Raw genomic sequence first — 24887 nt, forward strand, 5'->3', positions numbered from 1 at the left:
GGGATGACGGGCAGGACGCGAGGCCCTGCAGCCGAGATCTGGCGTATCGGACGTGTTGGCCGCTCTCTGCCCACCCCTACGTTGGACAACGGTGTCACCACGGACCATGCCGGTCCCGGACAGGCACCGCCCCTCTGGCACAGCAAGGAGAGATGCATGCGACGACGCAGCTTTCTGACCGCCGCCGGGCTGATGGGCCTGAGCGCGGTGCTTGCGGGCTGCTCTCCGAATCAGCCGCAGCAGGTTTCACGATCCTTGAGCTTCTTCAACGACGCCGCCTCCTGGGAGCCCGGCTACCTGCGGGCAGGAAAGGCGCTGGCCGCGCGGACGGGCTGGTCCCTCGATCCCCAGACCATCCCCAATGCCACCTCCTACGAACAGGTGATGCGGTCCCTGCTGGAGACGCGGAACCCGCCCGACCTGGTCAAGTGGGGCAGCGGCTACCGGACGCAAGACCTGGCGCGGACGGGGACGCTCGCCACGCTGGACGGCGCCTGGAAAACGTCGGTGGCCAACGGCTGGCTCGACGACGCGTTACGGCGAGAGTTCACCTACGACGGTCACGTCTACGGCCTGCCGCTGATCCAGGGCTTCTACGTGATGTTCTACAACACCGCTCTCTGGGCAGAGCTGGAGCTCGAGCCGCCCACCACGTGGGACGAGTTCATGGGCGTGTGCGAGACGCTGAAGCGCGCCGGCGTCACCCCCATCGGCACCACGCAGGTCAACATCTGGCCGGTGGCGAACTGGTTCAGCATGCTCGCGGCCGCATTCGACCCGGACTGGTACCAGGCGGCGTGCACGGGCGAGGCGTCATTCCTCGACGCCGCGCCCCGCGACATGATGAAGCTCTGGCAGGAGATGATCGACCGGGGGTACCACACCAGCTCGGACGCCCTCTCCGACGACTTCCCGGCCATGCTGCAGCAGCGGCGGATCGGGATGCAGCCCACCCCCGTGAGCTGGAGCACCCAGAGCCTCGAGCTCGCCGGGCTGAGCGGCGACGGCGGCTACGACGCCTTCATCCTCCCCAGCGTGCACGGCCAGGGCCTGTCGGTCGTCACCGAGGTGGCCGGGCTCGTCGTGCCCGCGGGATCCACCCGGCTGGACGCGGCCCGGGAGGCGATGAGCAACTGGCTCGCCCCCGAGGTGCAGCAGCCGTGGTCGGACTTCCTCAACGGAAGCTCCGCGAACCAGGAGGTGCCCTGGTCCGACCCCGTCAGCCGGCGCATCCAGAAGCAGGTCAGGGACGAGCAGGTCCGCGTCCTCAACCGCTACTGGGAGAACAGCCCGCCGCCGCTCGTCGTGGGCACCACCCAGGACCTCGGCGGGTTCATGGCCTCGCCCACCGACCCCCGCGGCGTCCTGGAGTCGCTGCAGCGTCGGGCCGAGACCGAGTGGTCCTACTGGCGGGAGGTGACCTCGTGACCGCGACCACCACACGCCGGGGTCCCGGCCGCCAGGACCTGCCGCGGCAGCCCGCCAGGAGAACCCGCCTCGCCAGCCACCCCGGCCGGGCCCCGGCGCCGTTGACCACGAGGATCGCCTTCCTGGCCCCCGCGGCAGTCCTCGTGATGGTCCTCAGCCTGGCGCCGTTCGTCATGACCGTCTGGCGGAGCTTCTTCGACGACAGCCTCGTCGACCCCCACTTCAACGGATGGGGCAGCTACGCCCGCATCATCACCGACCCGGTGATCGTGCGCTCACTGGTGAACACCTTCTTCTGGCTCATCGGCACCGTGGCGATCCCCGTCGGGCTCGGGCTCGCCATCGCCGCCCTGACCAACAGCGTCTCGTGGGGGAAGTACGCGCGGCTGGCGATCGTCATGCCCTACGCGCTCTCGGGCACGGCCGTGGCGGTGATCTGGAACTTCATCCTCCGCGACGACGGCGCCCTGAACGGCCTCCTGGAAGGGCTCGGCCTCGGCTCGCTGGCCCATGCCTGGCTCCTCGAGTGGCCCGCGAACACGATCATGCTGATCGTCGCCAACTCCTGGCAGGCGACCGGGGTGGCCGTGATCCTGTACCTGGTCGGCCTGCAGGGCGTGCCGCGCGAGACCATCGAGGCCGCCGCCCTCGACGGCGTCGCCGGGGTGCGCCGCTTCTTCTACATCGTCTTCCCGCAGCTGCGCGCGACGACCGCCGTCGTGATGGGCATCAGTCTGGCCAACGGACTCAAGTCCTTCGACCTCATCTGGGTGCTCACCAACGGAGGTCCCGGCCGGGCGACCGAGACGCTCGCCGTGAGCATGTACTGGCAGAGCTTCGTCCTCCAGCGGCCCGGCTCGGGCGCAGCGATCGCCGTGATCCTCACCGTCGTCGTGGTCGCCGTGTCCGTCGGCTACCTCCGCCGCCAGCTTCGAACCTCCTGAGGTCGACATGAACAAGCTTCGCTCGGTCGCGATCGTCGTCATCGCCCTGCTGTGGCTCGCCCCCACCTACCTGATCCTCGTCAACAGCTTCACCGCCACGGACGACTACGACGGCACCGTCGCGTGGTTCCCCCGGGGAACTGCTCTCCTGGAGAACATGGCGGCCGCGATGGACGCCGCCAACCTCGGTCCGGCCATGCTGCACAGCCTCTTGTACGCCGTCGTCGCCGGCGTCCTGGCCGTCCTCGTCGCCGCCCTGGCTGGTTTCGTCCTGACCGTGGTGCCGGGCCGCGGCAAGGTGTTCTGGTTCTGGCTGATCTACGCCGGCTCGCTCTTCCCCGCCCAGGCCTTCCTGCGGCCGCTGTTCACCGGATACGCCGACACGGGGCTCTACAACACCCACCTCGGCCTGTACCTGATCTACATCGCCACCTGCATCCCGTTCTCCTTCTTCATCGTCCGCAACCACATGATCACGCTGCCCCGCGAGATCGCCGAGGCCGCCCAGCTGGACGGTGCCGGGTGGTGGACCGTCTTCGGCCGGTTCTATCTCCCGCTGTCGCGCTCCGCACTCGCCGCGGCCTTCATCTTCCAGTTCGTCTGGGTGTGGAACGAGCTCCTGTTCGGCATCACGCTCAGCTACGGGGAGGGTGTCCGACCCGTGATGGCCGCCCTGGCCGGCCTGCAGAGCACCTACGGGACCGTCGGACCTCCGGTCATCCTCGCCGGCGCGCTCCTGGTGTCGCTGCCCACCGTGATCGTCTTCCTCGCCTTCCAGCGCGTGTTCGCCAGCACCCTCAGCACACGTATCTGACCGCCCACCCACCATCACCCGACACAGACAAGGGAGCACCACCACCGTGCCTAACCTGTACTACCAGCACGAGGGAACCTGGTTCGGCGACTGCATGCCGTTCTTCCACGACGGCGCCTTCTACCTGTTCCACCAGCGCGACACGCGCAAGCCCGGACCGTTCGGCGAACCCTTCGGCTGGGCGCTGGCCCGGACCACCGACTTCGTCACGTTCGAGGACCTCGGTGAGGTCATCGCGCGCGGCGGGGACGAGGACCAGGACCAGTTCATCTTCGCCGGTAGCATCTTCGAGGCAGATGGCACCTACTACGCCATGTACACCGGGTACAACCGCGACTACTCGGCCCAGGGCAGGTCGGCCCAGGTGCTCATGCTCGCCACCAGCCCGGACCTGCTGACCTGGACCAAGACCGATACCGAGCTCGTGCCGCCGCAGCCCGGCTACGACCCGGACAACTGGCGCGACCCGTTCGTCCTGTGGAACGACGAGGCGCAGGAGTACCTGATGATCCTCGGGGCACGGAAGGCGGACGGGGACAAGATCCTCACCGGCTCGACCGTCAGCTTTACCTCGCAGGACCTGCAGACCTGGGACTTCCGGGGAGACTTCTGGGCGCCCGGCCTCTACAGCATGCACGAGATGCCGGACCTGTTCCGCATCGGCGACTGGTGGTACCTGCTCACCACCGAGTACAGCGACAGGTCGAAGACCGTGTACCGCATGAGCCGGTCCCTGGAGGGACCGTGGACCGCACCCGTCGACGACGCCTTCGACGGGCGGGCCTACTACGCGGCCCGGTCCGTCAGCGACGGCGAGCGGCGGTACCTCGTGGGCTGGGTGCCGACCCGCGAGCACGACGACGACATGGCGTTGTGGCAGTGGGGCGGCACGCTCGTCGTGCACGAGGTGGTCCAGCGCGCGGACGGATCCCTCGGTGTCCGTATCCCGGGCACGGTTCGTGAGGCGCTGCAGGCCCAGGAGGTCGCCCGGGCCGACGCCTTCGCGCTGTCGAGCACCGACTCCCTCGTGGAGCGCTCGGTCGTGGACGCCGTCCCCGAGCTCGCCCTGCTCAGCACGACGTTCACCGTCACGGACGGCACACGGTCCGTGGGGCTGCGCCTGTTCGAGGACCCTGCCACCGGCGACGCGTACGAGTTCCGCCTGCACGTCGGGGAGCAGCGGCTGGTCTTCGACCGCAGGCCGAACCTCCCCTGGCACCGCAACGACAACAAGGGGCTCGAGCGCCCGTTCACCGTGGCACCGGGCGTCGAGCACACGCTCGACCTGGTGGTCGACGGCGACATCGCCACCCTCTACGTCGACGACGTCGCCCTGAACACCCGTCTGTGCAGCAAGCCTGGACGAGCCCTGGTGATCGACGCGGCCGACGGGGGCGTGCAGGTGGGACCGGCGGTCCTGAGCACGGCCGGCTGACATCGACGGCGCTGCCTCCGAGCCAGGGTCACCTCGCCGGCACGGCCGCACACACATCCGTGCGCGGTGCCGTGCCGGGGACGGGTGAAGTGGTGCTGGTGAATCATGATGCGCGCCCCGCCCGCGCGCAGGTAGGGCGCCAGGGAACCACCGAGGCGCCGGGCCACGGGAAAAGCTCCCGCGCGAGCGGTGCAGCCGGCGCGGGACGGGACCTGTGCGCCTGGGATGTGGCCGGGGCGCGGGCCGCTCAGGTAGCGAGGCTGGATCGCCCAGACGGGGCGGCCGTGTCGTGGTGCGCCACCGCTTCCTCGGGCTGCTCCAGCCCGGCGAAGAGGTCGGGCAGGCGGGGCCCGCCGGGCGGCCGGGGCGGCCAGGCGATGACGTGGTGCTCGCGCCGCAGCGTCCGCTCCCACCTGACCAGGTCGGCGGGGTCCTCGGCGATGACGTGCAGCTGGCTGCGGTGCTCGAGCAGGCCGGCCAGCACCCGGGCGGACACGGCGGTCGTGTCCACCGTGACGCCTACCTCCTCGTCCGGCACGCCGCGCAGGTGGTACACGGCCGTCGGGTCCCACACGGCCAGGCCGCGGGCCGCGCGCCGGTGGTTCCACCGCTCGAAGACCGTCTGGGGCAGCGCCGCGTGGACCAGCCGCTGGAAACCCGGCAGGCCCGCCGCGGCGCCCTGCCGGAAGGCGGCGTCGGTCGCGGCGCCGACGGCGATGTGGTCGGGATGGCCGGTGAGCCCGTCCGGGCCGAAGGTCGCGACGACGGCGGGCTTCTCCTCCGCCAGGATCTCCCCGATCCGGCCGGCCAGCTCCTCCTCTGGCACCCGGCTCACCTCGCCGTCGTCCAGCCCGAGCCACTCGTGCCGGTCCGGTGGGCGGCCGTGGGCCCGCCAGGCCGCGGCGTCCTCGGCGCGGCGGATCGACCCGAGGGTCTCCCGGGTGGCCGGGAAGCCGTCGCGGATGTCGCCCGCGCCGCCGTCGGTGGCGTGGACGAGGACGAACCGGAAGCCCGGGTCGGCGGCGTGCAGGGCGACGGTGCCGGCCACGCCGTAGGCGTCGTCGTCGGGATGTGCCACGACCTGGAGGAGGGTGCGTGCGCCCATGCCGGAGAGGGTCCGCGCGCCCGGCGAGGCGGGTCAAGGAGTTTTCGTGCAATCGACACAACCGACGCAAATCGACGCGACCGAAGCGACGCGACGGACGCGATCGACGCGACAGACGCGATCCCGCGACAGAGGCGACTGGCGCGACCGACGCGACCGACGCGACAGAGGCAACAGGCGCGACCGACACGGTGACGCCGACTGCCGCATAAGCCGCCGGGCGCGACGCGAGGCCGGGATTGGCGCAGCGAGCACCGAGTACGCCAACGTCCCCATGCCGCCGGTCCCCGGTAGCCCCGCCGTGCCTGAGACACTGGAACCCGTGCACGCACCGACCCGGACGACCTCGTGAGCCACCTCCTCGGGCTGGAGGGCGTCGGAGCCGTGGTCGGCGCCCGGCCCCTGCTCGCCGGCGTCACCCTGGGCCTGGAGGACGGGATGCGGGTCGGCGTGCTCGGCCGCAACGGCGCCGGCAAGTCCACCCTGCTGGCGCTGCTGGCCGGCCGCCGCGAGCCCGACGCCGGGCGGGTCACCCGCGCCGGCGGCACCCGCGTCGTCACCCTGGACCAGGCCGACGACCTCCCGCCCGAGGCTGCCGTGCGCGACGTCGTCCACCCCGGCGTCGCCGAGCACGTCTGGGCCTCCCAGCCGACCGTCCGGGACATCCACGCTGGCCTGCTGACCGACGTCCCCCTCGACGCCGCCGTCGGCACCCTCTCCGGCGGGCAGCGCCGCCGGGTCGCCCTCGCCCGCGTCCTGACCACCGACGCCGAGGTCCTCGTGCTGGACGAGCCGACCAACCACCTCGACGTCGAGGGGGTGGACTGGCTCGCCCGCCACCTCCAGGCCCGCTACCGGCGCGGCGCCGGGGCCCTCGTCGTCGTCACGCACGACCGGTGGTTCCTCGACGCCGTCTGCAGCGCGGTGTGGGAGGTCGTCCCGGGCGACGACGGTCCCGGCGGGCGGGCGCCCCGACCGGGGCACGTGGAGACCTACGAGGGCGGGTACGCCGCCTACGTCCTCGCCCGCGCCGAGCGGTCCCGCACCGCCGCCCTGGCGGAGGAGAAGCGAGCCAACCTGCTCCGCAAGGAGCTCGCCTGGCTCCGCCGCGGCGCGCCGGCCCGCACCGCCAAGCCCAAGTTCCGGCTCGACGCCGCCGCGGCCCTCGTCGCCGACGAGCCGCCCCCGCGCGACCCCCTCGAGCTGACCCGGCTGGCCACCGCCCGGCTGGGCAAGGACGTCCTCGACCTCGAGGACGTCACGGTGGTCTACCCGCCGCGCCCCGGGGACCCGCAGCCCGCCGCGCCGGCCGCTCCCCGGGCCGCCGCCGGCGGCCACGCCGCGGACGCTCCCGACGGCGGCCACGCCGGGGACGCTCCCGACGGCGGCCGGGTGGTCCTCGCCGACGTCACCTGGCGCCTGGCACCGGGGGAGCGGGTCGGCCTCGTCGGCGTCAACGGTGCCGGCAAGTCCACCCTGCTCCGGCTGCTCGCCGGCACCCAGCAGCCCACCTCTGGGCGGGTGCGGCGGGGCAAGACCGTCCAGGTCGCCCAGCTCTCCCAGGAGACCGACGAGCTCGACGCCGTCGCCCACCTCCGGGTGGTCGAGGCTGTGGAGCAGGTCCGGGGCCGGGTGCAGGTGGGCGGCAAGGAGCTCACCGCCGGCCAGCTGGTGGAGCGCCTCGGGTTCACCCGCGAGCGGGCGTGGACCCCGGTGGCCGACCTCTCCGGCGGCGAGCGGCGCCGGCTGCAGCTCCTGCGCCTGCTCGTCGCCGAGCCCAACGTCCTGCTCCTCGACGAGCCCACCAACGACCTGGACACCGACACCCTCGCCGCCGTCGAGGACCTGCTGGACGGCTGGCCGGGCACGCTCGTCGTCGTCTCGCACGACCGGTACCTGCTCGAGCGGATCACCGACCACCAGGTCGCCCTGCTGGGCGACGGCGGCCTGCGGGACCTGCCGGGCGGGGTCGAGCAATACCTCGAGCTGCGCCGGGCGCAGGCCAAGCAGGCGGCGTCGGACAGACCAGGCGCCACGGCGGCCTCGGCGGTCCCGGCCGAGTCCGAGGAACGGTCCGCCATGACTGGCGCGGAGCGTCGGGCCGCCCAGAAGGAGATCGGCGCGATCGAACGACGCCTGGAGAAGCTGTCGGGAAGCATCGAGGCGGTGCACCAGCGCCTGGCCGACCACGACCAGAGCGACTACGAGGGCCTGCGGCAGCACACCGACCGGGTGCGGCAGCTGGAGACCGAGGTCGCGCAGCTGGAAGAGCGTTGGCTCGAGCTGTCCGAGCTCGTCGGCTGACGCCGGCGGCCGCTCCCTGCTCGCGCGAGGACGCTCCTGACGTGCGCCCGGTGCCGCTGCCGGCCGACGGCGGGCGTGCGAGTGCTGGCGACTGACCGAGTGTACGGAGCGCCCGCGGGCACTCAGTCGAACAGAGCGGGCTCGCCCCCCCGGGCCGTCAGTCGAACAGGGTGGGCTCGCCGGCGGGGTCCGGCGGCGAGGGGGCTGCCCAGGCACGGATCGAGGCGTTGGGGTCGCCGGCGGCGAGGGCACGGGCGCGATCGGCCTCGCCGTGCTCGGCCAGATGCTTCAGCGCCGCGAGCCGCGGTCCCTGGTGCGGCCACCCGAGGGCCGCGTCGATGACCGTGCGCACCGAACCGGCGTCGAGCGCGCCGACGGCGTGCACCGCCCCGGTCACCACCGCGGCGCCGTCGCGGGCCGGCAATGCCCGGGCCCGGCGGAGCACGTCCGCGACGCTGGACCGCCGGCGCACCAGGCACCGCCGGGCGGCCCACGTCCGCAGCGGGGGACGCACCTCGCGGCGGTTGGTCACCGGTGTGGCAGGGTCGATGCGGATCTCTCGGGGCGGTGCGGGGGTCTGGTCCGAGGGGCCCATCTCGTGCTCGATGAAGGCCTCCCCGAACCAGCCGGAGGGATGCACGTACCGCACCTCGTCCTGCCACAGGAACTCGTCGGCGAGCAGATCCTGCTCGGCATCCTCCAGCAGCCCGGACTCCAGCACGCCGGCCAGCACCCGGGCGCTGGTCCGGCGCCACCGCCAGTCCGTCAACAGCAGGAGTGCGGAGTCGAACGGGTGCGGCTTGCCCGCACCGTGCAGCCGGCGGAACGCCTCGACAGCGATCCTCGGCTCATGCTCCGATCCGTTCCCCCACACCAGCAGCCGCCACAGCTGAGGGGCATTGCGCGCGTCTGCCACGTCCAGCTCGTATGGCATCTTCGCAACGTCGACCACGCCTGGGTCTGCCGCGGCGACCACGTGCCGTGCCCGTCCCTCGGTCATCGCTCCCCCGAATCGGCCAGTGCCTGTTCCTCGACCAGCACGCCCTGCCGTTCGTAGCGCTTCCGGGTCTTGCTGAACCGCACCACCACCGCGCTCAGTCCACTCGCCTTCCGCGCCCGACGGGTGCGGGCGGCGTCACCTGCGGGCAGGAAGACCAGGTGGTCGAGGTTGGCGCAGGACAGGCACCGCGGGCCGGCGTCCTCCATGATGAGCAGCCCCTCGCCGGACTCGCCGCACTCCGTGCAGGTGAAGGCGCTGCGCGGCGAGATCACCACGAGATCCGGCGGCTTGCTCTGCTGCTCGGCCAGTCGCTGGCGCTTCTTCGCGGACAGGTCGGGGGAGACCCAGTGCGTGCGGTAGGCGCGCTCGATGTCCGGAGCGCCGCTCGCGCTGAACCGCAGCGTGCGGCGGTCGCGGGTGCGGGCGACGTAGGCCGTCTCGCTGGGCCGTAGCCCACGCTCCCGTGCCCAGCTGCGGAAGTACTTCATGGCCGAGGAGAGCTTGGCGAGGTTGGCCTGGGCCTCCGCTTCCAGGAACGGAACGCGCCCCTGGCGCCACCGGTCGACCGCGGACGGAGCGAGCCAGCCGAGACCGACCAGGACGTCGATCGGGCTGACGAACTGGTGGTCAGACAGCGCCTGCTCGCCCGCTCGGACCACGCGGCCCTGGAGGCGCTTCTGGGAGTCCGTCGCCATGGCTCCCCATCCTCTCAGTCTCGCGAGCGTCTTCTCAGGTTCTCGACCCTCCTCGCCAAGGTCGCCGTCGCCCTGGTCACGGGCGACGGCGTGACGTCACCGCCCGGGGCTCTCGCCCGGTGTGGAGCCCGGCAATTCTCGACGAACTGGTCTACCACGAGGCCAAGAAGCTCGTCGAGCGAGGAACGCCCGAAGGTGAGGCCGAGAGGTCCGCACAGAGGCTGATCAACCAGATGTCGCAGGCGTTCGACGACGCGCTCGTCACGGACTGGGAGCCCCTAGATGGCACCTACAGCCTGCCGGATCCCCATGACGAGCATGTCGTCGCCGCCGCGGTCGTGGGTGGCGCCGAAGTCATTGTCACGGAGAACGTCAAGCACTTCCCGGCAGCGAAGCTCCCCGCGTCGATCCACGCAGTACCGGCACGGGACTTTGCCTACGACACGGTACGGCAGCACCTCACGCAGGCATGCCGGGCCGTGATCGCGATATGTGAGCGCAGTGGACGGCACGGCCCAAAACTCACAGCGTCCGGTCTACTGACGCTCCTCGACGAGCGGTACAAGATGACGGCAACCGTAGAACTTCTCTCCGTCGCGCCGGGGCTGCGTGAGCTAATTCAGTGAGAGGCGCAGACCAGCCCCGAGCCGGCCCCCAAGATTGCTCCGACGCCCCCGAACCTACCCCCCAGATTCAACGACAGGCCCTGCAGTAGGCGAGGTTTAAGAGGCCACGATTCTTGGCCTGTGCCTCCGCTTCGAGGAACGGAACGCGCCCCTGGGCGCCACCGGTCGACAGCGGACGGAGCGAACCAGGCGAGACCGACCAGGACGTCGATCGGGCTGACGAACTGGTGGTCGGACAGCGCCTGCTCGCCCGCTCGGACCAGGCGGCCCTGGAGGCGCTTCTGGGGCCCGTCGCCATGGCTCCCCATCCTCTCAGTCTCGCGAGCGTCTTCTCAGGTCCTCAACGATCCTCGCCAAGGTCGCCGTCGCCCTGGTCACCGGCGTCGGCGTGGTTGGGTCGCGACAGCCGGGGTGCGGCTGGTCCTGGTGTCGGCACTGGTGCTGGGAGCGCAGGTGCTGAGCATCTAGCAGCGGGCTCACTCGTCGTGGTCCTGCCGGCGCTGGGGACGACACCGACAGACGCTCCGGCGCAGCGACGACGCCTGACCGCCACCTTCTGGGCGTCACCCGGCAGGACGCTGCCGGAGTGACCGACCAGAGTCAGCGGTCGTGGCCCTTGCTCCGTGAGTCACCCGCCCAGGCGGTCTGCGGCGCATGGTGCCTGGTGGGAAGCCCGGAGTATCCTCTTGGCATGTCCCGTTTGGAGCGCATTACCGTCGACCCAGGGGTATGCCATGGCAAACCCACGGTCCGCGGCATGCGCATCACGGTTGAGACGATCCTCGAGCTCCTGGCCAGCGGTATGTCGTTCGATGAGCTTCTGGCTGACTACCCCTACCTGGAGCGTGAGGATCTCCTCGCGGCCCTCGAGTACGGTGCGGCCGCGTCAGGTGGACGTCACGTGGTCATCACGGGCCCGTGAAGCTCCTCGTCGATGCTCAACTACCCCCTCGCCTTGCGACCTACTTGAGGTTGAAGGGCCACGACGCTGTCCACACGGTGTCGCTCCCGGGTGGCGTCCTCGTGCCGGACGCCGAGATTGCCGCCATCGCCGACAGGGAGGGCGAGTGGTGGTGACAAAGGACGCTGACTTCCATTACGCTTATCTTGCCACGAGCTCGCCGGAGAGATTGCTGCTGGTCGCCACGGGAAATATCCGCAATGACGATCTGCTCGCACTGTTCGACGAACGGCTGGACGACATCGCTGCGGCCTTCACCGAAGCCAAGTTCGTAAAGTTCCACCGCGAGGTGCTGATCGTTCACGGTTAGGAGTAGGCGGATCCCTCATCCCGACCGTCACCAGGACGTGCCCACGGCTGTGTCCGGTCTCCCTATAGCAGGCATGCTCCCGACCACGAGGTCGCCCTCCTCGGCGACGGCGGCCTGCGGGACCCACCTGGCGTGGTTGCGTAGTACCTCCAGCTGTGGCCCAGAACCAACGGCGCCGGCGTCGTCGTCACGCCTCGTCGAAGTGCAGCAGCACCGTGCGCAGGGAGTCCCGGAGGACCGCCCGCTCGGTGTCGTCGAGGCCACCGAGCAGCTCGTCCTCGGAGGCCAGCAGCGCCGACATCGCCGCATCCACCCGTCGCCTGCCCTCGGCGGTCAGCCGCACCTGCACCACCCGCCTGTCCGCGGGGTCGGCTGCTCGGACGACGAGACCGTGCGCCTGCATCCGGTCGATGCGGTTCGTCATCGTCCCGGAGGAGACGAGCGTCTCGGCGATGAGCCGGCCGGGCGTGAGCTCGTACGGCTCGCCCGCCCGGCGCAGCGCGGAGAGGACGTCGAACTCCCACGCCTCCACGCCGTGCTCGGTGAACGCCTTCCGCCGGGTGAGGTCCAGGTGCCGGGCGAGGCGGGTGACCCGGGAGAAGACGTGCAGCGGCATGGTGTGCAGGTCCGGGCGCTCCCGCCGCCACGCCTCGACGATCCGGTCCACCTCGTCCCGGCGCTCGGCCGGCGGGCCGAGCTGGCCGTCGTCCGGGTGCGCAGGCGTGTAGGGCTGGCCGGAGCGTTCCGGCGGTCCGGGCGTCTGGGGATGTCTCGCGTCGTCGGGAAGTGCGAGCGCCTGGCGGCTGCGCATGTTCTCCGCGCGCGGGCCCGTCGGCCCCACGATAGGGTCACGACGGTCCCCGGGGTTCGTCGGCCGGCGCGCGCTCATGCGCTTGAGATTACTTGACATCGAGATACTGGATCTGGATCCGGGCGCCGACGAGGCGGGGCGGCCAGGCCGCCTCGATGACGGGCCCAGGCCGGCAGGCTGGGTGGCACACATGCAAGGGAGGGACCGTACCGACCTGGGGCGGTCCTCTCTTTCGTTCTAGGCGACTACGCCTGCGGCCTGCTCGTTCGCGTTCGCTTCGTCCTGGGCCACTTCTTGGTGGTGCTGGTCGGGGTTCGCCCGTACTTCTTCTCGTAGTCGGCTCGCAAGCCCGCGACGATCTGGCGCTCCTCGTCACTGATCGGGTCGGCCTTGCCGGCAGCGATTCGCTCAGCGAGCGCGCTCGGTCGGCCGCGCATCGTCCCCACTATCACCACCTCCTCCGTCTGCATTGTCCGGCACACTGCCGCCGGTGTCCATGCCGCCCGTCACTTCCTCGGTCACGGCGATGATGAGGCCGTACTCGATCTGCATAGCCTCATTGCGCAGCGCTTCGAGCGCACGCAGGCCGATCAGGCGGTCCCTCCGCTCGTCGGAGCGGGCCAGGTTCAGCGCCCACTCGGCACGGTCCCACCACTCCTGGCGCTCCGCCCCATGCCTGGCGGTGTGGACTGCCACTTGGGCAGCGCCATAGGCGATCGCCGCGCCGATGAGGGTGAACCCCGGGCACCGCCATCGGGGTGTCCCCGTACCCACCGTGGGGAAACAACCGACCAAAGGGCCCCGCCCGGAGGCTTCCAGCGTGAGCCCCGTGCTCTTCCGTGGCCGGGCACGTGGTGGGGCGGCAAGATGGCCGCGACAACGTGGACGACCTAGCCGCGGAGGGCTGCACCGTGAACGCCGAAGTGCAGGAGTTGCGTGACGGTCTGAGCCGTTTCCTCGCCCAGGTCCGCGACGGTCGCACGGTCACCGTGACCGATCATGGCTGGCCGATCGCCCGCATCGTGCCGGTCGACCGGACCGGCCGGCTCGAGCAGGTTGTGAGCCAGGGCCGCGTCCGAGGGGCCCGAACCCGGAAGGTGCCCGCCCCGCGGCCCGTCGTCGGCACCGGGACGGTCAGCGACCTTGTGGCCGAGCAACGCCGATGATCGGGTAGCTCGACACCTCCGCCTCCGAACCGCTGCTCATCGACGGGCCAACGAGCGCGAGCGACGAGCCCACGAGCGCCGATGGTCGACGCTCGAGTGACGACGCCGACGCCATCGTCAGCACCTCCCCCGCCTGGCCCACGCCGGACGCCCGCGGGACGGTGGCGGCCCGGATCCCGCCGTCGTCGGCGCGGCCATGGCCGGTCCCGCTGGCCTAGCCGGTCCCGCTGGCCTCGCCGGTCCCGTTGACGTGGGTCCCGAGGGCCTGACCGGAACCGCAGTACGGAACCGTCCGCCGCCCGTCCCCCGACGGCCGACCGCGCCCGCCTCAGCCCTTGAGCGCCTCGGTGACCTTCATCCGCCCGCCCGTGTGCAGCACCGCCCGGCGGTACACCCGCGCCGCCACCCACACGAGCAGCGGGATCGTCACCAGCGCGATGGCGAGGGACAGCGCCATCTCCCACGTGGTCACGGCGTTGAAGGCGTCCCGCACCGGCATCATGAACGGGGCGAAGAACGGCACCTGGGACATGACCCGCACGGCCGTGCTGTCCGGGTCCGAGGTGACCATGAACATCGTCACGTAGAACGGGACGAACATCAGGAACATCAGCGGGGTGGTCACCGAGCCGATGTCCTCCTGCCGGGACACCAGGGCGGCGAAGCCGCCGAAGAGCAGGGCGTAGAGCAGGTACCCCACCAGGAACCACACGACGAGCCAGACGAGGGCGGCGCCCAGGTCCAGCTCGAAGGTGTCCGTCAGCCCCAGGTAGGCCGCCGCGGCGGCGGAGGCGCCGCCGAGGAGGAGGATCTGGATGAGCCCGTAGATCCCGATGCCGATGATCTTCCCGGCCAGCAGCTGGGTGGGCCGGATGGTGGCCAGCAGGATCTCGACCACCCGGGAGGTCTTCTCCTCCACCACTCCCATCGCGATCGTGCTGCCGGTGCTGACCAGCGTGAAGAGCAGCAGGGTCACCATGATGACGGCGACCAGGTACCCCGGTCCGTCGAAGAAGCTCTCGTCCTCCTGGAGCACCTCGAGCTGGGGGACGGCCTGGGCCAGGGCCGTGCGGAAGGCGGCGGGGTCCCCGCCGAGCTCGCTGACCTGGGTGTCGATGACGTAGGCCTGCACCGCCGTCGAGACGACCTGCTGGAGCTCCTCGTCCGGCTCCTCCGCGGTCATCAGGGTGGGCGCGGCCGGGTCCCCGCCGACGAAGGCGTCCAGGGAGGGGTCGGCGTCGTCCGCGGGCAGGATCCGCTCCTCCGCCTCCGTGCGGGAGAGGGTGGAGACCTCCAGGGGCAGGTCCTGCTCGGCGGCCGCCGCCTCCAGCGGCCCGGTCAGCTCTGCGGCGGTGGTGTCGACGGCGACGGCGGTCGTGTCCGGCTCGCTGTCCCGGTTCAGGAAGTACCCGCCGACGACGGTGCCGACGAGGATGACCGCCAGCATCACCGCCATCGAGATGATGTTGGCCTTGGTCATCAGGCGGGTGCTGACCTCGCGCTTGGCGACCATCCAGACGGTGCTCAGCGCGTCCATGCGGCCTCCTTCGGCTGGCCGACGGCGGCCGGATCGGCGGCGCCGTCGGGCGGTGGTTCCTCCGCGCTGACGACGTCGCGGAACAGGTCGGTCAGGGTCGGCCGCAGCGGCGAGAACTCCCGCACGGCGGCGTGGCCGAGGGCGGTGGTGAGCAGCGTGCGGGCGGCGGGCTCGCCGTCGAGCGCGACGACGACGCCGCTGGCCCGGCGGGCCGGGCCGAGGACGGTGGTGCCCGGGACCGCCCAGGACCGGACGGCGTCGGCGTCGACGGCCGGGCCGGCGTCGAGCAGCCAGCGGGCGTCCTCGGTGGTGCGCAGCTCCTCGATCGTGCCCAGGGCCTCCATCTGGCCGGCGCGGATGATCCCGACCCGGTCGCACAGCCGCTCGACCAGGTCCAGCTGGTGGGAGGAGAAGATCACCGGCACCCCGGCGTCGGCCCGCTCCCGCAGCACCGCGCTCATCACGTCCACCGCCACCGGGTCCAGGCCGGAGAAGGGCTCGTCGAGGACGAGGACGTCCGGGGCGTGGACGAGCGCGGCGGCCAGCTGCACCCGCTGCTGGTTGCCCAGGGACAGCTTCTCCACGTGGTCCCCGCGCCGCGGCCCGACGCCGAGCCGGTCGGTCCAGTAGGTCATCGCCTCCCGCGCGGCGTCCGGGGACATCCCGTGCAGCCGGGCCAGGTAGGTCAGCTGCTCGCCGACCTTCATCCGCGGGTACAGGCCACGCTCCTCGGGCATGTAGCCGACCCGCCGGCGGGCCGTGAGATCCAGCGGCCGGCCCTCCCAGCGGACCTCCCCGGAGTCGGCGGCCAGGACGCCGAGGACGATCCGCATCGCCGTGGTCTTGCCGGCGCCGTTGGAGCCGACGAAGCCGAAGATCTCCCCGGCTCGGACGTCGAAGGTGAGGTCCTGCAGCGCGCGGAGCGTGCCGTAGGTCTTGTTGAGATGGTCGATCTCGAGCGCGCTCATCTGGCTCCTCGGGCAGGGGTCATCGGGGCGGGGATCGGCGGCCGCGCGCAGGTTATCAGCCGGGTCCTGCCCCCCGGGCGGCGCCGCGCCGGTATTCGGACGACGGCGGCCGGTGTCGTTGGCCGCGGGCGGCTGACGGCGGCCGGCGGCGAGATCTCTCAGCGCCGCTCGAGGGTCTGCAGCCGCGGCCGGCGCTCCAGCCCGGACAGCCCGTTCCAGGCCAGGTTCACCATGTGCGCGGCGACCTCGGTCTTGTCCGGCTCGCGGGCCTCGAGCCACCACTGCCCGGTCAGGGCGATCATCCCGACCAGCATCTGGGCGTACATGGGGGCGGCTGCGGCGTCCAGGCGCCGGACCCGGAACTGCTCGGCGAGCAGGTGCTCGACCTGGCTGGCGACGTCGCCGATGAGGGAGGAGAAGGTGCCGGTGGCCTGCGCGACGGGGGAGTCCCGGACGAGGATGCGGAAGCCGTCGGTGTTGGCCTCGATGTAGTCCAGCAGCGCCAGCGCGGTCCGCTCGACGACGACCTTGGGGTGCCCGCCGGCGGAGAGCTGGGTGGTGAGCATCCCGAGCAGGCGTTGCACCTCGCGGTCCACCACGACGGCGTAGATGCCCTCCTTGCCGCCGAAGTGCTCGTACACCACCGGCTTCGAGACCTCGGCCCGCGCGGCCACCTCCTCGACCGAGGTGCCCTCGAACCCCTTCTCGGCGAAGAGGCTGCAGGCGACGCGCACCAGCTGCTCCCGGCGCTGGCTGCCGGTCATCCGCGCCCGGGGCGCACGTGCCTTCTGCGACGCCACGGTCCCCATCATGCCTGCTGGCCGCCGGCGAGCGGGCGCTGATCCGCGGCCCCCGGGCCGGCGGGAGCCGCGCCGCGACCGGCCGGAGCCGCCCCGCGATCGGCCGGAGTAGCCCGCGACCGGAGGGAGCAGCCCCGCGACCGACCGGAGCCGCCGCGCGACCGGCCGGAGCGGTCGCGCGGGGTCGGGACAGCCCCGACGCGGGCCGGCGGCGCCCGTCTGGCGGCTGGCAGACTGAGGTGCGCGAGCGCGCTCCGCCGCCGGCAGGAGCGCGGGCACGAGCGCGTTCCGCCCTGGTGTAACGGCAGCACGCAGGCCTTTGGTGCCTTGTGGTCCGGGTTCGAATCCTGGGGGCGGAGCCGGTGGCCGGGTATGGGCTGGCGGGTGGAGGACTGGCTCCTGCTGCGCGAGGACGACTGCTGTGCGAGTACGACGGGATGATCAAGGACCGCGATCTCGCCGCGGGCGCCCCGGGCGCCTCGTCGAGATGGAGAAGACCCGCGAGGACGCGCTCCGAGGCCGGTGCCCGCGTGCTGCGCTTCGTCCACCAGGACCTCCTCGATTTCCGGGCGACCTTCGAGCGGATCCGCTCCGCTCCCGCCGTCCCTCCGGGTCGATGCGCGGCCGGTGCCCGGTCTCCTGCCCGTCCCAGGGGCCAGAGGCGCCCGACGGGGGCGATAGCCCCGGCGCGAGGACCGCGCCGGGTCGCCGTCGCCCGCCGGACGGCCGCGTCGGCGCCCACCGGCCCGACGATAGAGTGGCCCGTGCACGACGCCCGGAGCGAGGCCGGGCGGTGACCATCCTGAGGGAGCCGGCGTGAGCCTGACCCAACCTGCCGCCGTCGTCGTCCTTGCCGCGGGGGAGGGCACCCGGATGCGGTCCCGCACCCCCAAGGTGCTGCACGAGATCGGCGGGCGCAGCCTCCTCGGGCACGCGCTCGCCGCGGCCCGCGGGCTGGACCCGGCGCGGCTGGCCGTGGTCGTGCGGCACGGGCGGGACGCCGTCGCCGCCCACGCCACCGCGGTGGACGGCGGCGTCCTCGTCGTCGACCAGGACGCCGTCCCGGGCACCGGGCGGGCCGTGCAGTGCGCCCTGTCCGCGCTCGACGCCGCCACCCACGCCGCCGCCGTCGCCGGCCACGACGGGCCCGGCGCCCCCGCCCACGACCCGGCCCCGCCGGTGCTCACCGGGCCGGTGGTCGTCACGGCCGGGGACACCCCGCTGCTCGACGCCGCCACCCTGACCGAGCTGCTCGCCGCGCACGCCGCCGGCGGCAACGCCGTCACCGTGCTCACCACCACGGTGGCCGACCCCACCGGGTACGGCCGGGTGCTGCGCGAGGGCGGCGCCGTCGTCGGCGTGGTGGAGGAGCGCGACGCCACCCCCGAGCAGCGGCAGGTCCGCGAGATCAACACCTCCACCTACGTCTTCGACGCCGCCGTGCTGCGCGAGACCCTCGGCGGCCTGGGCCGGGACAACGACCAGGGCGAGGTCTACCTCACCGACGTGATCGCCGCCGCGCACGCCCGCGGCCGGCGGGTCGGCGCCGTCACGGTGGCCGACCCCTGGCTGGTGGCCGGCGTCAACGACCGGGTCCAGCTCGCCGAGCTGGGCGCCGAGCTCAACCGCCGCACCCTGACGCGGTGGATGCGCGCCGGCGTCACCGTCGTGGACCCGGCCAGCACCTGGGTGGACGTGTCCGTCGAGCTCGCGCCGGACGTGACGCTGCTGCCCGGCACCCAGCTGCACGGCCGCACCCGGGTCGCGGAGGGCGCGCGCGTCGGCCCGGACACCACGCTGACCGACGTCGCCGTCGGCCCCGGCGCCACCGTGGTCCGCACCCACGGCGCGGGCGCCGTGCTCGGCGCGGACGTCACGGTCGGCCCCTTCGCCTATCTCCGGCCCGGCACCGAGCTGGGCACCGGCGGGAAGATCGGCACCTTCGTGGAGACGAAGAACGCCCAGATCGGCCCCGCCGCGAAGGTCCCGCACCTGACCTACGTCGGCGACGCCACCATCGGGGAGGGCTCGAACGTCGGCGCCTCCTCGGTCTTCGTCAACTACGACGGCGTGGCGAAGCACCGCACCACGATCGGCGCGCACGCCCGCACCGGGTCGGACAACATGTTCGTCGCGCCGGTGACCGTCGGCGACGGCGCCTACACCGGGGCCGGCACCATCGTCCGGGAGGACGTCCCGCCCGGGGCGCTGTCGGTGACCGGGGCCGGGCAGCGGATCCTCGAGGGCTGGGTGCTGCGCCGCCGGGCCGGCACGCCCTCCGCGCTGGCCGCCGAGCGGGCCCTGGCCGACGGCGGCGGCGGGCTGGGCGCGCAGGCGCGGGCCGAGCGGGCCCGGCCGGGCCCGGAGCCGCAGACACCGCGGGACCATGCCGCCCGCGCGGCGGAGGGCCGCGAGCGATGACGGGGATCGTCACCAGCGGCGCCAAGCGGCTGGTCGTGGTCACCGGCCGCGCCCACCCCGCCCTCGCGGCCGACGTCGCCAGCGCGCTCGGCATCGAGCTGCTGCCCACCACCGCCTACGACTTCGCCAACGGCGAGATCTACGTCCGGTTCGCCGAGTCGGTGCGCGGCACCGACGCGTTCGTGCTGCAGTCCCACGGCACGCCGATCAACAAGTGGCTGATGGAGCAGCTGCTGATGGTCGACGCGCTCAAGCGCGGCTCGGCCAAGCGGATCACCGTCGTCGCGCCGTTCTACCCCTACGCCCGCCAGGACAAGAAGCACCGCGGCCGGGAGCCCATCTCCGCCCGGCTGGTGGCCGACCTGTTCAAGACCGCGGGCGCGGACCGGCTGCTCAGCGTGGACCTGCACGCCGCGCAGACCCAGGGCTTCTTCGACGGCCCGGTGGACCACCTGTGGGCCATGCCGATCCTCACCGACTACGTCCGCACCCGGGTGGACGTCGGGAACGTCGCGGTGGTCTCGCCCGACGCCGGCCGGATCCGGGTGGCGGAGCAGTGGGCCGCCCGCCTCGGCGGGGCGCCGCTGGCGTTCGTGCACAAGACCCGGGACATCAACCGGCCCAACTCGACGGTGGCCAACCGGGTGGTCGGGGACGTCCAGGGCCGCACCGCCATCCTGGTGGACGACCTCATCGACACCGGCGGCACGATCACCGAGGCGGTGAAGGTGGTGCGCGCCGCGGGGGCCTCGGACGTCATCGTCGCGGCCACCCACGGCGTGCTCTCCGACCCGGCGCCGCACCGGCTGTCGGAGTCCGGGGCGCGCGAGGTCATCGTCACCGACACCCTGGCCATCCCGGCCGAGAAGCGGTTCGACAAGCTCACCGTGCTGCCGATCGCGCCGCTGCTGGCCCGGGCCATCCGGGAGGTCTTCGACGACGGGTCGGTCACCTCGCTGTTCGACGGCAACGCCTGAGCCGCCGTCGGCAAGCCCTGGCTCGCCGGGCGTCATCGAGCCGCTGACCCGCCGACGTTGCCCCCGGACCGGACTCGCCCGGCGTCCGCGGCACGGCGGCTCAGGCCGCCGGGAGCTCTCGGCGCAGGAACTCCACCGTCTGCGCCCACGCGGCCGCGGACGCCTCGGCGTGGTGGAAGGCGGGGGAGGGGTTGTCGAAGGCGTGCCCCGCGCCGGGGTGGAGGTGGACCTCCACGCCGGGCCGCTCGACGGCCTGCCGGATCCGCTCCACCTGCTCCATCGGGAGGTAGTCGTCGGCCGTGCCGAAGTGGTGCAGCGACGGTGCGGTCACCGCGGGGGCGAGGTCGAGCAGGTCGGGCAGCGCCGAGCCGTAGTAGGACACCAGCACGTCCGGGGCGGCCGAGGCCGCAGCGGCGAAGGCGATCCCGCCGCCCAGGCAGAACCCGACCAGCCCGGCCCCGCCGTCGACCTCCGGCCGCGCCCGCAGCGCCGCCAGGGCGGCGGCGGTGTCCGCGACCGCGGCGCCGAAGTCCAGCCGCGCCATCAGCCCCAGACCCTGCTCCAGGACGTCCGGGCGGGACTCGTCCACCGTCTCCCCGAGCCGCCAGTACAGGTCGGGGAGCAGGACGAGGTACCCCAGCCCGGCCAGGTCGGCCGCCCGGGCCTGCATGTACGCGCTGACGCCGAAGATCTCCTGCACCAGGACCAGCCCGGGCCCGCGGCCCGACGGCGGCCGCCACAGCTGCGCGGGCATCGGGCCGTCGGCGGTGGGCACCTCGGTGGCGGCCGGGCTGGGCAGATTGTCGGCGGTCGGGCTGGGCATGGCGGCTCCTGGTCTCGGTGGTGGCGTCAGTGTCCCGCAGGGCCCGGTGGGATTGCTCTCACACGGCCGGTCGAGCGGGCCCGGCCGGTGCCGTTAGGATGGGCAGGTTGCCTCGGCGAGGGACGCCGGACGGGCCTCCAGGCCCGCGGTGGCCGCCAGCAGCGGCGCGCCGCCCCCGGCTCCGTGATTCGACGCGGTGGTGCCTGCTCGCGCCGTCCGCCCGACGTCCCACGCTGAGGCCACCGCGACCGAGACCAGCCCCAAGGAGACTCCCGTGGCCGAGACCACCAAGCTCACCGCGACCCGCCGGACCGAGTTCGGCAAGGGCGCCGCCCGCCGCACCCGCCGCGCCGGCCTGATCCCCGCCGTCCTCTACGGGCACGGCACCGAGCCGCAGCACCTGGCCCTGCCGTCCCACGAGACGTTCCTGGCGCTGAAGGACTCCGCCAACGCCCTGCTCACCCTCGACGTCGACGGCACCGAGCAGCTGGCCCTGGCCAAGGACGTCCAGCGTGACCCGGTCAAGCGGCACATCGAGCACGTCGACCTGGTCATCGTCCGGGCCGGCGAGCGGGTCACCGTCGAGGTCCCGCTGCACGTCACCGGCGAGTCCGCGCCCGGGACCATCCACCAGCTCGAGCTGCAGACGATCACCGTCAACGTCCCCGCCACCCGCATCCCCGAGTCGGTGCCGGTCCCGGTCGAGGGCCTCGAGGACGGCGCGGTCGTCCGCGTCGCCGACATCCCCCGGCCCTCCGACGCCGGCATCGAGGACGACCCGGAGACCGTCGTCGTCGTCATCTCCACCCCGCGGGCCAGTGCCGAGGACCTGGAGGCCGACGAGGCCGCCGCGGCCGCCGGCGCCGAGGCCGGCGCGCCTGCCGCCGAGCCGGCCGGCGCCTGAGCCCGCCGCGACGCGCCCCGGGTCCCGCCGTCGGCCCCGGGGCGCTTCGCCGTGCAAGGCGTAGCACGCGCCCGGAGCGAGGTAGCGCGCGGCCGGACCGAGGAGGATCGTCATGAGCCCGTGGCTCGTCGTCGGGCTGGGCAACCCCGGGGCCCAGTACGCCGGCAACCGGCACAACGTCGGCCAGATGGTGCTGGACGTCCTGGCCCGGCGCACCAACGGCTCCTTCACCACGCACAAGGCCCGCGCCCTGGTCCTCGACGGCCGGCTCGGCACCGGGCCGGGCGGGGCCCCCGGCCCCCGGGTGATCCTGGCCAAGCCCGCCTCCTACATGAACGTCTCCGGCGGGCCGGTGGGCGCGCTGGTGAAGTTCTACGACGTCGACCCCGGCCACCTGCTCCTCGTGCACGACGACCTGGACCTGCCCGCGGACACCCTGCGGCTCAAGCGCGGCGGCGGGGAGGGCGGGCACAACGGCCTGAAGTCGGTCTCCGCGGCCCTCGGCACCCGGGACTATCTGCGGCTCCGGGTCGGCATCGGCCGCCCGCCGGGCCGGATGGACCCGGCCGACTACGTCCTGCGGGACTTCTCCGCGGCCGAGCGGCCCGAGCTGGCGGTCACCCTGGAGGAGGCCGCGGACGCCGTCGAGGAGCTGGTGACGGTGGGGCTGGAGAAGACCCAGCAGCGGCTGCACACCGCCTGACCCGAGGAAGCGGCCGCCGTCGTCGGCCGCCGCCGGCGGCGGCCTCGTGCGCCGCCCGGCGGGGCCAAGCCCCTCGTCCCTGCACCGTCAGTCGTCGGCGACGGCGTCGACGGGCGGGACCCAGCGACCGGCCCCGCTGGCCTGGCGGGCCAGCGTCCAGACGAGCGGGCCGAAGATCAGCAGCGCCGCGCCGATGATCCCGACGGCGACCGGGGAGGCGCCCACCAGCGTCAGCCCGGTCAGGGTCAGGACGACCACGATCCCGCGGCGGACCGCCCGGGGGTGGACCCGCCCGGCGAGCCGCGCACCGAGGTAGGTGCCCGGCGGGCCGCCCACCAGCAGCGGGACCAGCACGAGCCAGTCCACGCCGGTGACGATCACGTGGCTGACCGAGGCGGCGACCACGAGCGGGATGGCCTGCACCAGGTCGGTGCCCACCAGCCGCACCGAGGACAGCGCCGGGTAGAGCAGCAGCAGCGCCACCATGATGAGCGAGCCGGAGCCGACCGAGGTGAGGCCGACGAGGAAGCCGCCCACCGCGCCCACCGCGACCGTGGCCACCGGCCGCACCTGGACCGTGCCGACGGGCGCCTGCCCGACGGCGGCGCGGCGCAGCGACAGCAGCCGGCGCGCCGAGTAGGTCAGCGCGGCGAGGAGCAGCGCGACGCCGATGGCGGTCCGGAGGAGGTCCTCGGGGAGCTCGCCCTCGCCGACCGCGCGGAGCACGAACGCCCCGACGAACGCCGTCGGGACCGAGCCGAGCACGAGCCAGCCGGCCAGCTTCAGGTTCGGCGACCCGGACCGCCAGTGCACCGCAGCCCCGACGGACTTGTTGACCGCGGCCGCCACCAGGTCGTTGGAGACGGCGGCGCTCGGCGGGATCCCCAGGAAGATCAGCGCCGGCGTCATCAGGGCGCCGCCGCCCATGCCGGTGAGACCCACGACGATGCCGACGCCGAAGCTGACCAGGACGAGCGCGGCCGCGTCGAGGGTGAGCAGGTCGGCCATGCGCGGGGCCCCATCTCGTCCAGGCGCACGGGCGGGAGCCGGTGCACGGCCTCGGTGATCGGCACATCGTGCCACCACCGGGCCCGGCGCGGACGCGAACGCCGGGCAGCGGGACTCCCCGGCGCGGACGGCCCTCGGACGTGCTGGCGGTGGGCGGACGTGCTGGCGGCAGGCCTGCCGACGCACCCGGACGCCGAAAGCGGCGCGGCGGGCCGTCCGCGCCGCTACGCTCGCGTCACTCGGGGCTCGTCCGGCATCGCTGCGTTCAGGGAGTGGCCATGGTCGCCTCGCACATCCCCCCGCCGGCGAGGTGGCGCGTCGTCGGCGGGCTGGCCGCGCTGCTGCTCCTCGCGGCCTGCACCGCGGAGCCCGACGACGGCGGCCCGGCCACCGAGACCGCAGCGCAGCCGGCCGAGACGACCGAGCCCGCCGAACCGACGGACGACGACCCCGCGGGCGCGGACGCCACCGGGGACGAGGACGCAGCGGCCGAGCCGCCGTCGGGCGAGGACCCGTCCGCCCCGGACCCCACCGAACCGGCGGACGCACCCGACGCCGCCGACGCACCGGACGCAGGCGACGGGGACGCCGGGGCCCCGGACGCCCCGGAGGGCGCGTCCGGCGACGGCTCCGCGGCCGCGCCCGCGCCGCTCCCGCCCGACTTCGTCGGCCCCGACGAGACCAGCATGGAGGACGCGTTCGACGGTCCCGCGCTCGTCCTGGAGGAGGTGCAGGTCCGCCGCGAGGACGGCTACGACCGGGTCGTCTACGCGCTCTCCGGCACCGGCTTCCCCGGCTGGGAGGTGGGGTACGTGGCCGAGCCGGGGTCGGTCCCGCCCGAGGGAGCGGAGAGCGTGCTGCGGGTGGCGCTGACGGGGACCGCCCCCGGGCCGGCCGCCCCGCCGGCGCCGCCGGAGGAGGCCGCCCAGGTCCTCGCCGTCGCCCCCGCCGAGGAGACCGCCTCCGGCGCGACGTCCCACATCGGCCTCGTGGGTCCGGCTCGCCCGTTCCGGGTCCAGCTCCTCACCGACCCGAACCGGCTCGTGGTCGACGTTGCGGACGGTTAGCGCACTCGATGTGCGACGCCTCACAGTGACCGTTACCTTCTTGTGACATGTGTAGCCGAACCCCTAGGGTCCAGTGCGGC

General features: G+C 73.2%; 23 protein-coding genes, 1 tRNA gene and 1 pseudogene. 15 read left to right on the plus strand and 10 right to left on the minus strand.

What is annotated here, in order from left to right; translation table 11 throughout:
* Positions 1-156: 156 nt before the first annotated feature.
* The 4 genes from MF406_RS04625 to MF406_RS04640 are packed head-to-tail and all read left to right on the plus strand — an operon-like array spanning position 157 to position 4621.
* Complete coding sequence (locus tag MF406_RS04625; protein WP_242896819.1) at positions 157-1428, plus strand: ABC transporter substrate-binding protein; 1272 nt, start codon at positions 157-159, stop codon at positions 1426-1428.
* The gene (locus MF406_RS04630) at positions 1425-2372 is read left to right on the plus strand and encodes a carbohydrate ABC transporter permease (protein ID WP_242896820.1); all 948 of its coding nucleotides are present in this window, start codon (positions 1425-1427) and stop codon (positions 2370-2372) included. Before MF406_RS04625 ends, MF406_RS04630 begins: the two co-directional genes overlap by 4 nt.
* A 7-nt stretch (positions 2373-2379) precedes the next feature.
* Positions 2380-3186: a carbohydrate ABC transporter permease gene (locus MF406_RS04635; RefSeq protein WP_242896821.1), complete on the plus strand. Its 807-nt coding sequence runs from the start codon at positions 2380-2382 to the stop codon at positions 3184-3186.
* Between the two features lie 46 nt (positions 3187-3232).
* Entirely contained in the window at positions 3233-4621 is a 1389-nt protein-coding gene (locus tag MF406_RS04640) for a family 43 glycosylhydrolase (protein ID WP_242896822.1), read from the plus strand.
* A gap of 247 nt (positions 4622-4868) precedes the next feature.
* Here the strand turns inward: MF406_RS04640 and MF406_RS04645 are convergent, their stop codons facing one another.
* A complete protein-coding gene (locus MF406_RS04645; RefSeq protein WP_242896823.1) occupies positions 4869-5726 on the minus strand; it encodes a PIG-L deacetylase family protein in 858 nt (285 codons plus the stop codon).
* 348 nt (positions 5727-6074) lie between these two features.
* Between MF406_RS04645 and MF406_RS04650 the strand changes: the two genes are divergently transcribed.
* Positions 6075-8030: an ABC-F family ATP-binding cassette domain-containing protein gene (locus MF406_RS04650; RefSeq protein WP_242896824.1), complete on the plus strand. Its 1956-nt coding sequence runs from the start codon at positions 6075-6077 to the stop codon at positions 8028-8030.
* 157 nt (positions 8031-8187) lie between these two features.
* Here the strand turns inward: MF406_RS04650 and MF406_RS04655 are convergent, their stop codons facing one another.
* Together MF406_RS04655 and MF406_RS04660 are read right to left on the minus strand one after the other, a co-directional pair.
* Complete coding sequence (locus tag MF406_RS04655; protein ID WP_242896825.1) at positions 8188-8946, minus strand: hypothetical protein; 759 nt, start codon at positions 8944-8946, stop codon at positions 8188-8190.
* Between the two features lie 80 nt (positions 8947-9026).
* Positions 9027-9725: a hypothetical protein gene (locus MF406_RS04660; protein ID WP_242896826.1), complete on the minus strand. Its 699-nt coding sequence runs from the start codon at positions 9723-9725 to the stop codon at positions 9027-9029.
* An 8-nt stretch (positions 9726-9733) separates the two neighbouring features.
* On the opposite strand from MF406_RS04660, the gene MF406_RS04665 reads away from it, so the two are divergent.
* The 3 genes and pseudogenes from MF406_RS04665 (at position 9734) to MF406_RS19010 (ending at position 11622) form a co-directional block, all read left to right on the plus strand.
* A complete protein-coding gene (locus MF406_RS04665) occupies positions 9734-10351 on the plus strand; it encodes a PIN domain-containing protein (RefSeq protein WP_371744651.1) in 618 nt (205 codons plus the stop codon).
* 691 nt (positions 10352-11042) lie between these two features.
* On the plus strand, positions 11043-11273 hold the full coding sequence (locus MF406_RS04670; protein ID WP_242896828.1) for a DUF433 domain-containing protein: 231 nt from the start codon (positions 11043-11045) through the stop codon (positions 11271-11273).
* Positions 11270-11622: pseudogene (locus MF406_RS19010) on the plus strand (DUF5615 family PIN-like protein). The gene MF406_RS04670 and the pseudogene MF406_RS19010 overlap by 4 nt, the downstream one beginning before the upstream one ends.
* A 187-nt stretch (positions 11623-11809) precedes the next feature.
* Here the strand turns inward: MF406_RS19010 and MF406_RS04685 are convergent.
* On the minus strand, positions 11810-12433 hold the full coding sequence (locus tag MF406_RS04685) for a MarR family winged helix-turn-helix transcriptional regulator (RefSeq protein ID WP_242896831.1): 624 nt from the start codon (positions 12431-12433) through the stop codon (positions 11810-11812).
* Positions 12434-12841: 408 nt separating this feature from the next.
* Positions 12842-13129 (minus strand): hypothetical protein, encoded by a 288-nt coding sequence (locus tag MF406_RS04690; protein WP_242896832.1) that lies wholly within the window; start codon positions 13127-13129, stop codon positions 12842-12844.
* 143 nt (positions 13130-13272) lie between these two features.
* On the opposite strand from MF406_RS04690, the gene MF406_RS04695 reads away from it, so the two are divergent.
* On the plus strand, positions 13273-13599 hold the full coding sequence (locus MF406_RS04695) for a type II toxin-antitoxin system Phd/YefM family antitoxin (protein WP_242896833.1): 327 nt from the start codon (positions 13273-13275) through the stop codon (positions 13597-13599).
* 328 nt (positions 13600-13927) lie between these two features.
* Here the strand turns inward: MF406_RS04695 and MF406_RS04700 are convergent, their stop codons facing one another.
* The 3 genes from MF406_RS04700 to MF406_RS04710 form a co-directional block, all read right to left on the minus strand.
* Entirely contained in the window at positions 13928-15136 is a 1209-nt protein-coding gene (locus MF406_RS04700) for an ABC transporter permease (RefSeq protein WP_242896834.1), read from the minus strand.
* A complete protein-coding gene (locus tag MF406_RS04705; RefSeq protein ID WP_242896835.1) occupies positions 15124-16104 on the minus strand; it encodes an ABC transporter ATP-binding protein in 981 nt (326 codons plus the stop codon). Before MF406_RS04705 ends, MF406_RS04700 begins: the two co-directional genes overlap by 13 nt.
* A 158-nt stretch (positions 16105-16262) precedes the next feature.
* The gene (locus MF406_RS04710; RefSeq protein ID WP_242897682.1) at positions 16263-16868 is read right to left on the minus strand and encodes a TetR/AcrR family transcriptional regulator; all 606 of its coding nucleotides are present in this window, start codon (positions 16866-16868) and stop codon (positions 16263-16265) included.
* Positions 16869-17191: 323 nt separating this feature from the next.
* On the opposite strand from MF406_RS04710, the gene MF406_RS04715 reads away from it, so the two are divergent.
* The 3 genes from MF406_RS04715 to MF406_RS04725 all read left to right on the plus strand — a co-directional run bounded on the left by MF406_RS04715 (position 17192) and on the right by MF406_RS04725 (position 20302).
* Positions 17192-17263, plus strand: a tRNA-Gln gene (locus tag MF406_RS04715).
* A gap of 457 nt (positions 17264-17720) precedes the next feature.
* Positions 17721-19325 (plus strand): bifunctional UDP-N-acetylglucosamine diphosphorylase/glucosamine-1-phosphate N-acetyltransferase GlmU, encoded by a 1605-nt coding sequence (glmU, locus tag MF406_RS04720; protein WP_242896836.1) that lies wholly within the window; start codon positions 17721-17723, stop codon positions 19323-19325.
* Positions 19322-20302, plus strand: a complete 981-nt coding sequence (locus tag MF406_RS04725) for a ribose-phosphate diphosphokinase (RefSeq protein WP_242896837.1) — start codon at positions 19322-19324, stop codon at positions 20300-20302. Before glmU ends, MF406_RS04725 begins: the two co-directional genes overlap by 4 nt.
* A 100-nt stretch (positions 20303-20402) precedes the next feature.
* Here the strand turns inward: MF406_RS04725 and MF406_RS04730 are convergent, their stop codons facing one another.
* The gene (locus MF406_RS04730) at positions 20403-21125 is read right to left on the minus strand and encodes a dienelactone hydrolase family protein (RefSeq protein WP_242896838.1); all 723 of its coding nucleotides are present in this window, start codon (positions 21123-21125) and stop codon (positions 20403-20405) included.
* Between the two features lie 274 nt (positions 21126-21399).
* On the opposite strand from MF406_RS04730, the gene MF406_RS04735 reads away from it, so the two are divergent.
* Entirely contained in the window at positions 21400-22029 is a 630-nt protein-coding gene (locus tag MF406_RS04735; protein ID WP_242896839.1) for a 50S ribosomal protein L25/general stress protein Ctc, read from the plus strand.
* Between the two features lie 112 nt (positions 22030-22141).
* The gene (gene pth / locus MF406_RS04740) at positions 22142-22732 is read left to right on the plus strand and encodes an aminoacyl-tRNA hydrolase (protein ID WP_242896840.1); all 591 of its coding nucleotides are present in this window, start codon (positions 22142-22144) and stop codon (positions 22730-22732) included.
* Between the two features lie 87 nt (positions 22733-22819).
* Here the strand turns inward: pth and MF406_RS04745 are convergent, their stop codons facing one another.
* Positions 22820-23740, minus strand: coding sequence for a sulfite exporter TauE/SafE family protein (locus MF406_RS04745; RefSeq protein ID WP_242896841.1), 921 nt, complete (start codon positions 23738-23740; stop codon positions 22820-22822).
* A gap of 278 nt (positions 23741-24018) precedes the next feature.
* Between MF406_RS04745 and MF406_RS04750 the strand changes: the two genes are divergently transcribed.
* Entirely contained in the window at positions 24019-24807 is a 789-nt protein-coding gene (locus MF406_RS04750) for a hypothetical protein (RefSeq protein ID WP_242896842.1), read from the plus strand.
* The last annotated feature ends 80 nt before the right edge of the window (positions 24808-24887 follow it).

It is taken from the genome of Georgenia sp. TF02-10, assembly GCF_022759505.1.
Classification (GTDB): Bacteria; Actinomycetota; Actinomycetes; order Actinomycetales; family Actinomycetaceae; genus TF02-10.

Excerpts from the sequence above, each read along its gene's own strand:
- MF406_RS04670 (WP_242896828.1), top strand. The coding sequence starts at position 11,043 with ATGTCCCGTTTGGAGCGCATTACCGTCGACCCAGGGGTATGCCATGGC.
- MF406_RS04710 (WP_242897682.1), bottom strand. The coding sequence starts at position 16,868 with ATGACCGGCAGCCAGCGCCGGGAGCAGCTGGTGCGCGTCGCCTGCAGC.
- MF406_RS04625 (WP_242896819.1), top strand. The coding sequence starts at position 157 with ATGCGACGACGCAGCTTTCTGACCGCCGCCGGGCTGATGGGCCTGAGC.
- MF406_RS04730 (WP_242896838.1), bottom strand. The coding sequence starts at position 21,125 with ATGCCCAGCCCGACCGCCGACAATCTGCCCAGCCCGGCCGCCACCGAG.
- MF406_RS04700 (WP_242896834.1), bottom strand. The coding sequence starts at position 15,136 with ATGGACGCGCTGAGCACCGTCTGGATGGTCGCCAAGCGCGAGGTCAGC.
- MF406_RS04685 (WP_242896831.1), bottom strand. The coding sequence starts at position 12,433 with ATGCGCAGCCGCCAGGCGCTCGCACTTCCCGACGACGCGAGACATCCC.
- MF406_RS04725 (WP_242896837.1), top strand. The coding sequence starts at position 19,322 with ATGACGGGGATCGTCACCAGCGGCGCCAAGCGGCTGGTCGTGGTCACC.
- MF406_RS04635 (WP_242896821.1), top strand. The coding sequence starts at position 2,380 with ATGAACAAGCTTCGCTCGGTCGCGATCGTCGTCATCGCCCTGCTGTGG.
- MF406_RS04705 (WP_242896835.1), bottom strand. The coding sequence starts at position 16,104 with ATGAGCGCGCTCGAGATCGACCATCTCAACAAGACCTACGGCACGCTC.
- pth (WP_242896840.1), top strand. The coding sequence starts at position 22,142 with ATGAGCCCGTGGCTCGTCGTCGGGCTGGGCAACCCCGGGGCCCAGTAC.
- MF406_RS04745 (WP_242896841.1), bottom strand. The coding sequence starts at position 23,740 with ATGGCCGACCTGCTCACCCTCGACGCGGCCGCGCTCGTCCTGGTCAGC.
- MF406_RS04750 (WP_242896842.1), top strand. The coding sequence starts at position 24,019 with ATGGTCGCCTCGCACATCCCCCCGCCGGCGAGGTGGCGCGTCGTCGGC.
- MF406_RS04645 (WP_242896823.1), bottom strand. The coding sequence starts at position 5,726 with ATGGGCGCACGCACCCTCCTCCAGGTCGTGGCACATCCCGACGACGAC.
- MF406_RS04660 (WP_242896826.1), bottom strand. The coding sequence starts at position 9,725 with ATGGCGACGGACTCCCAGAAGCGCCTCCAGGGCCGCGTGGTCCGAGCG.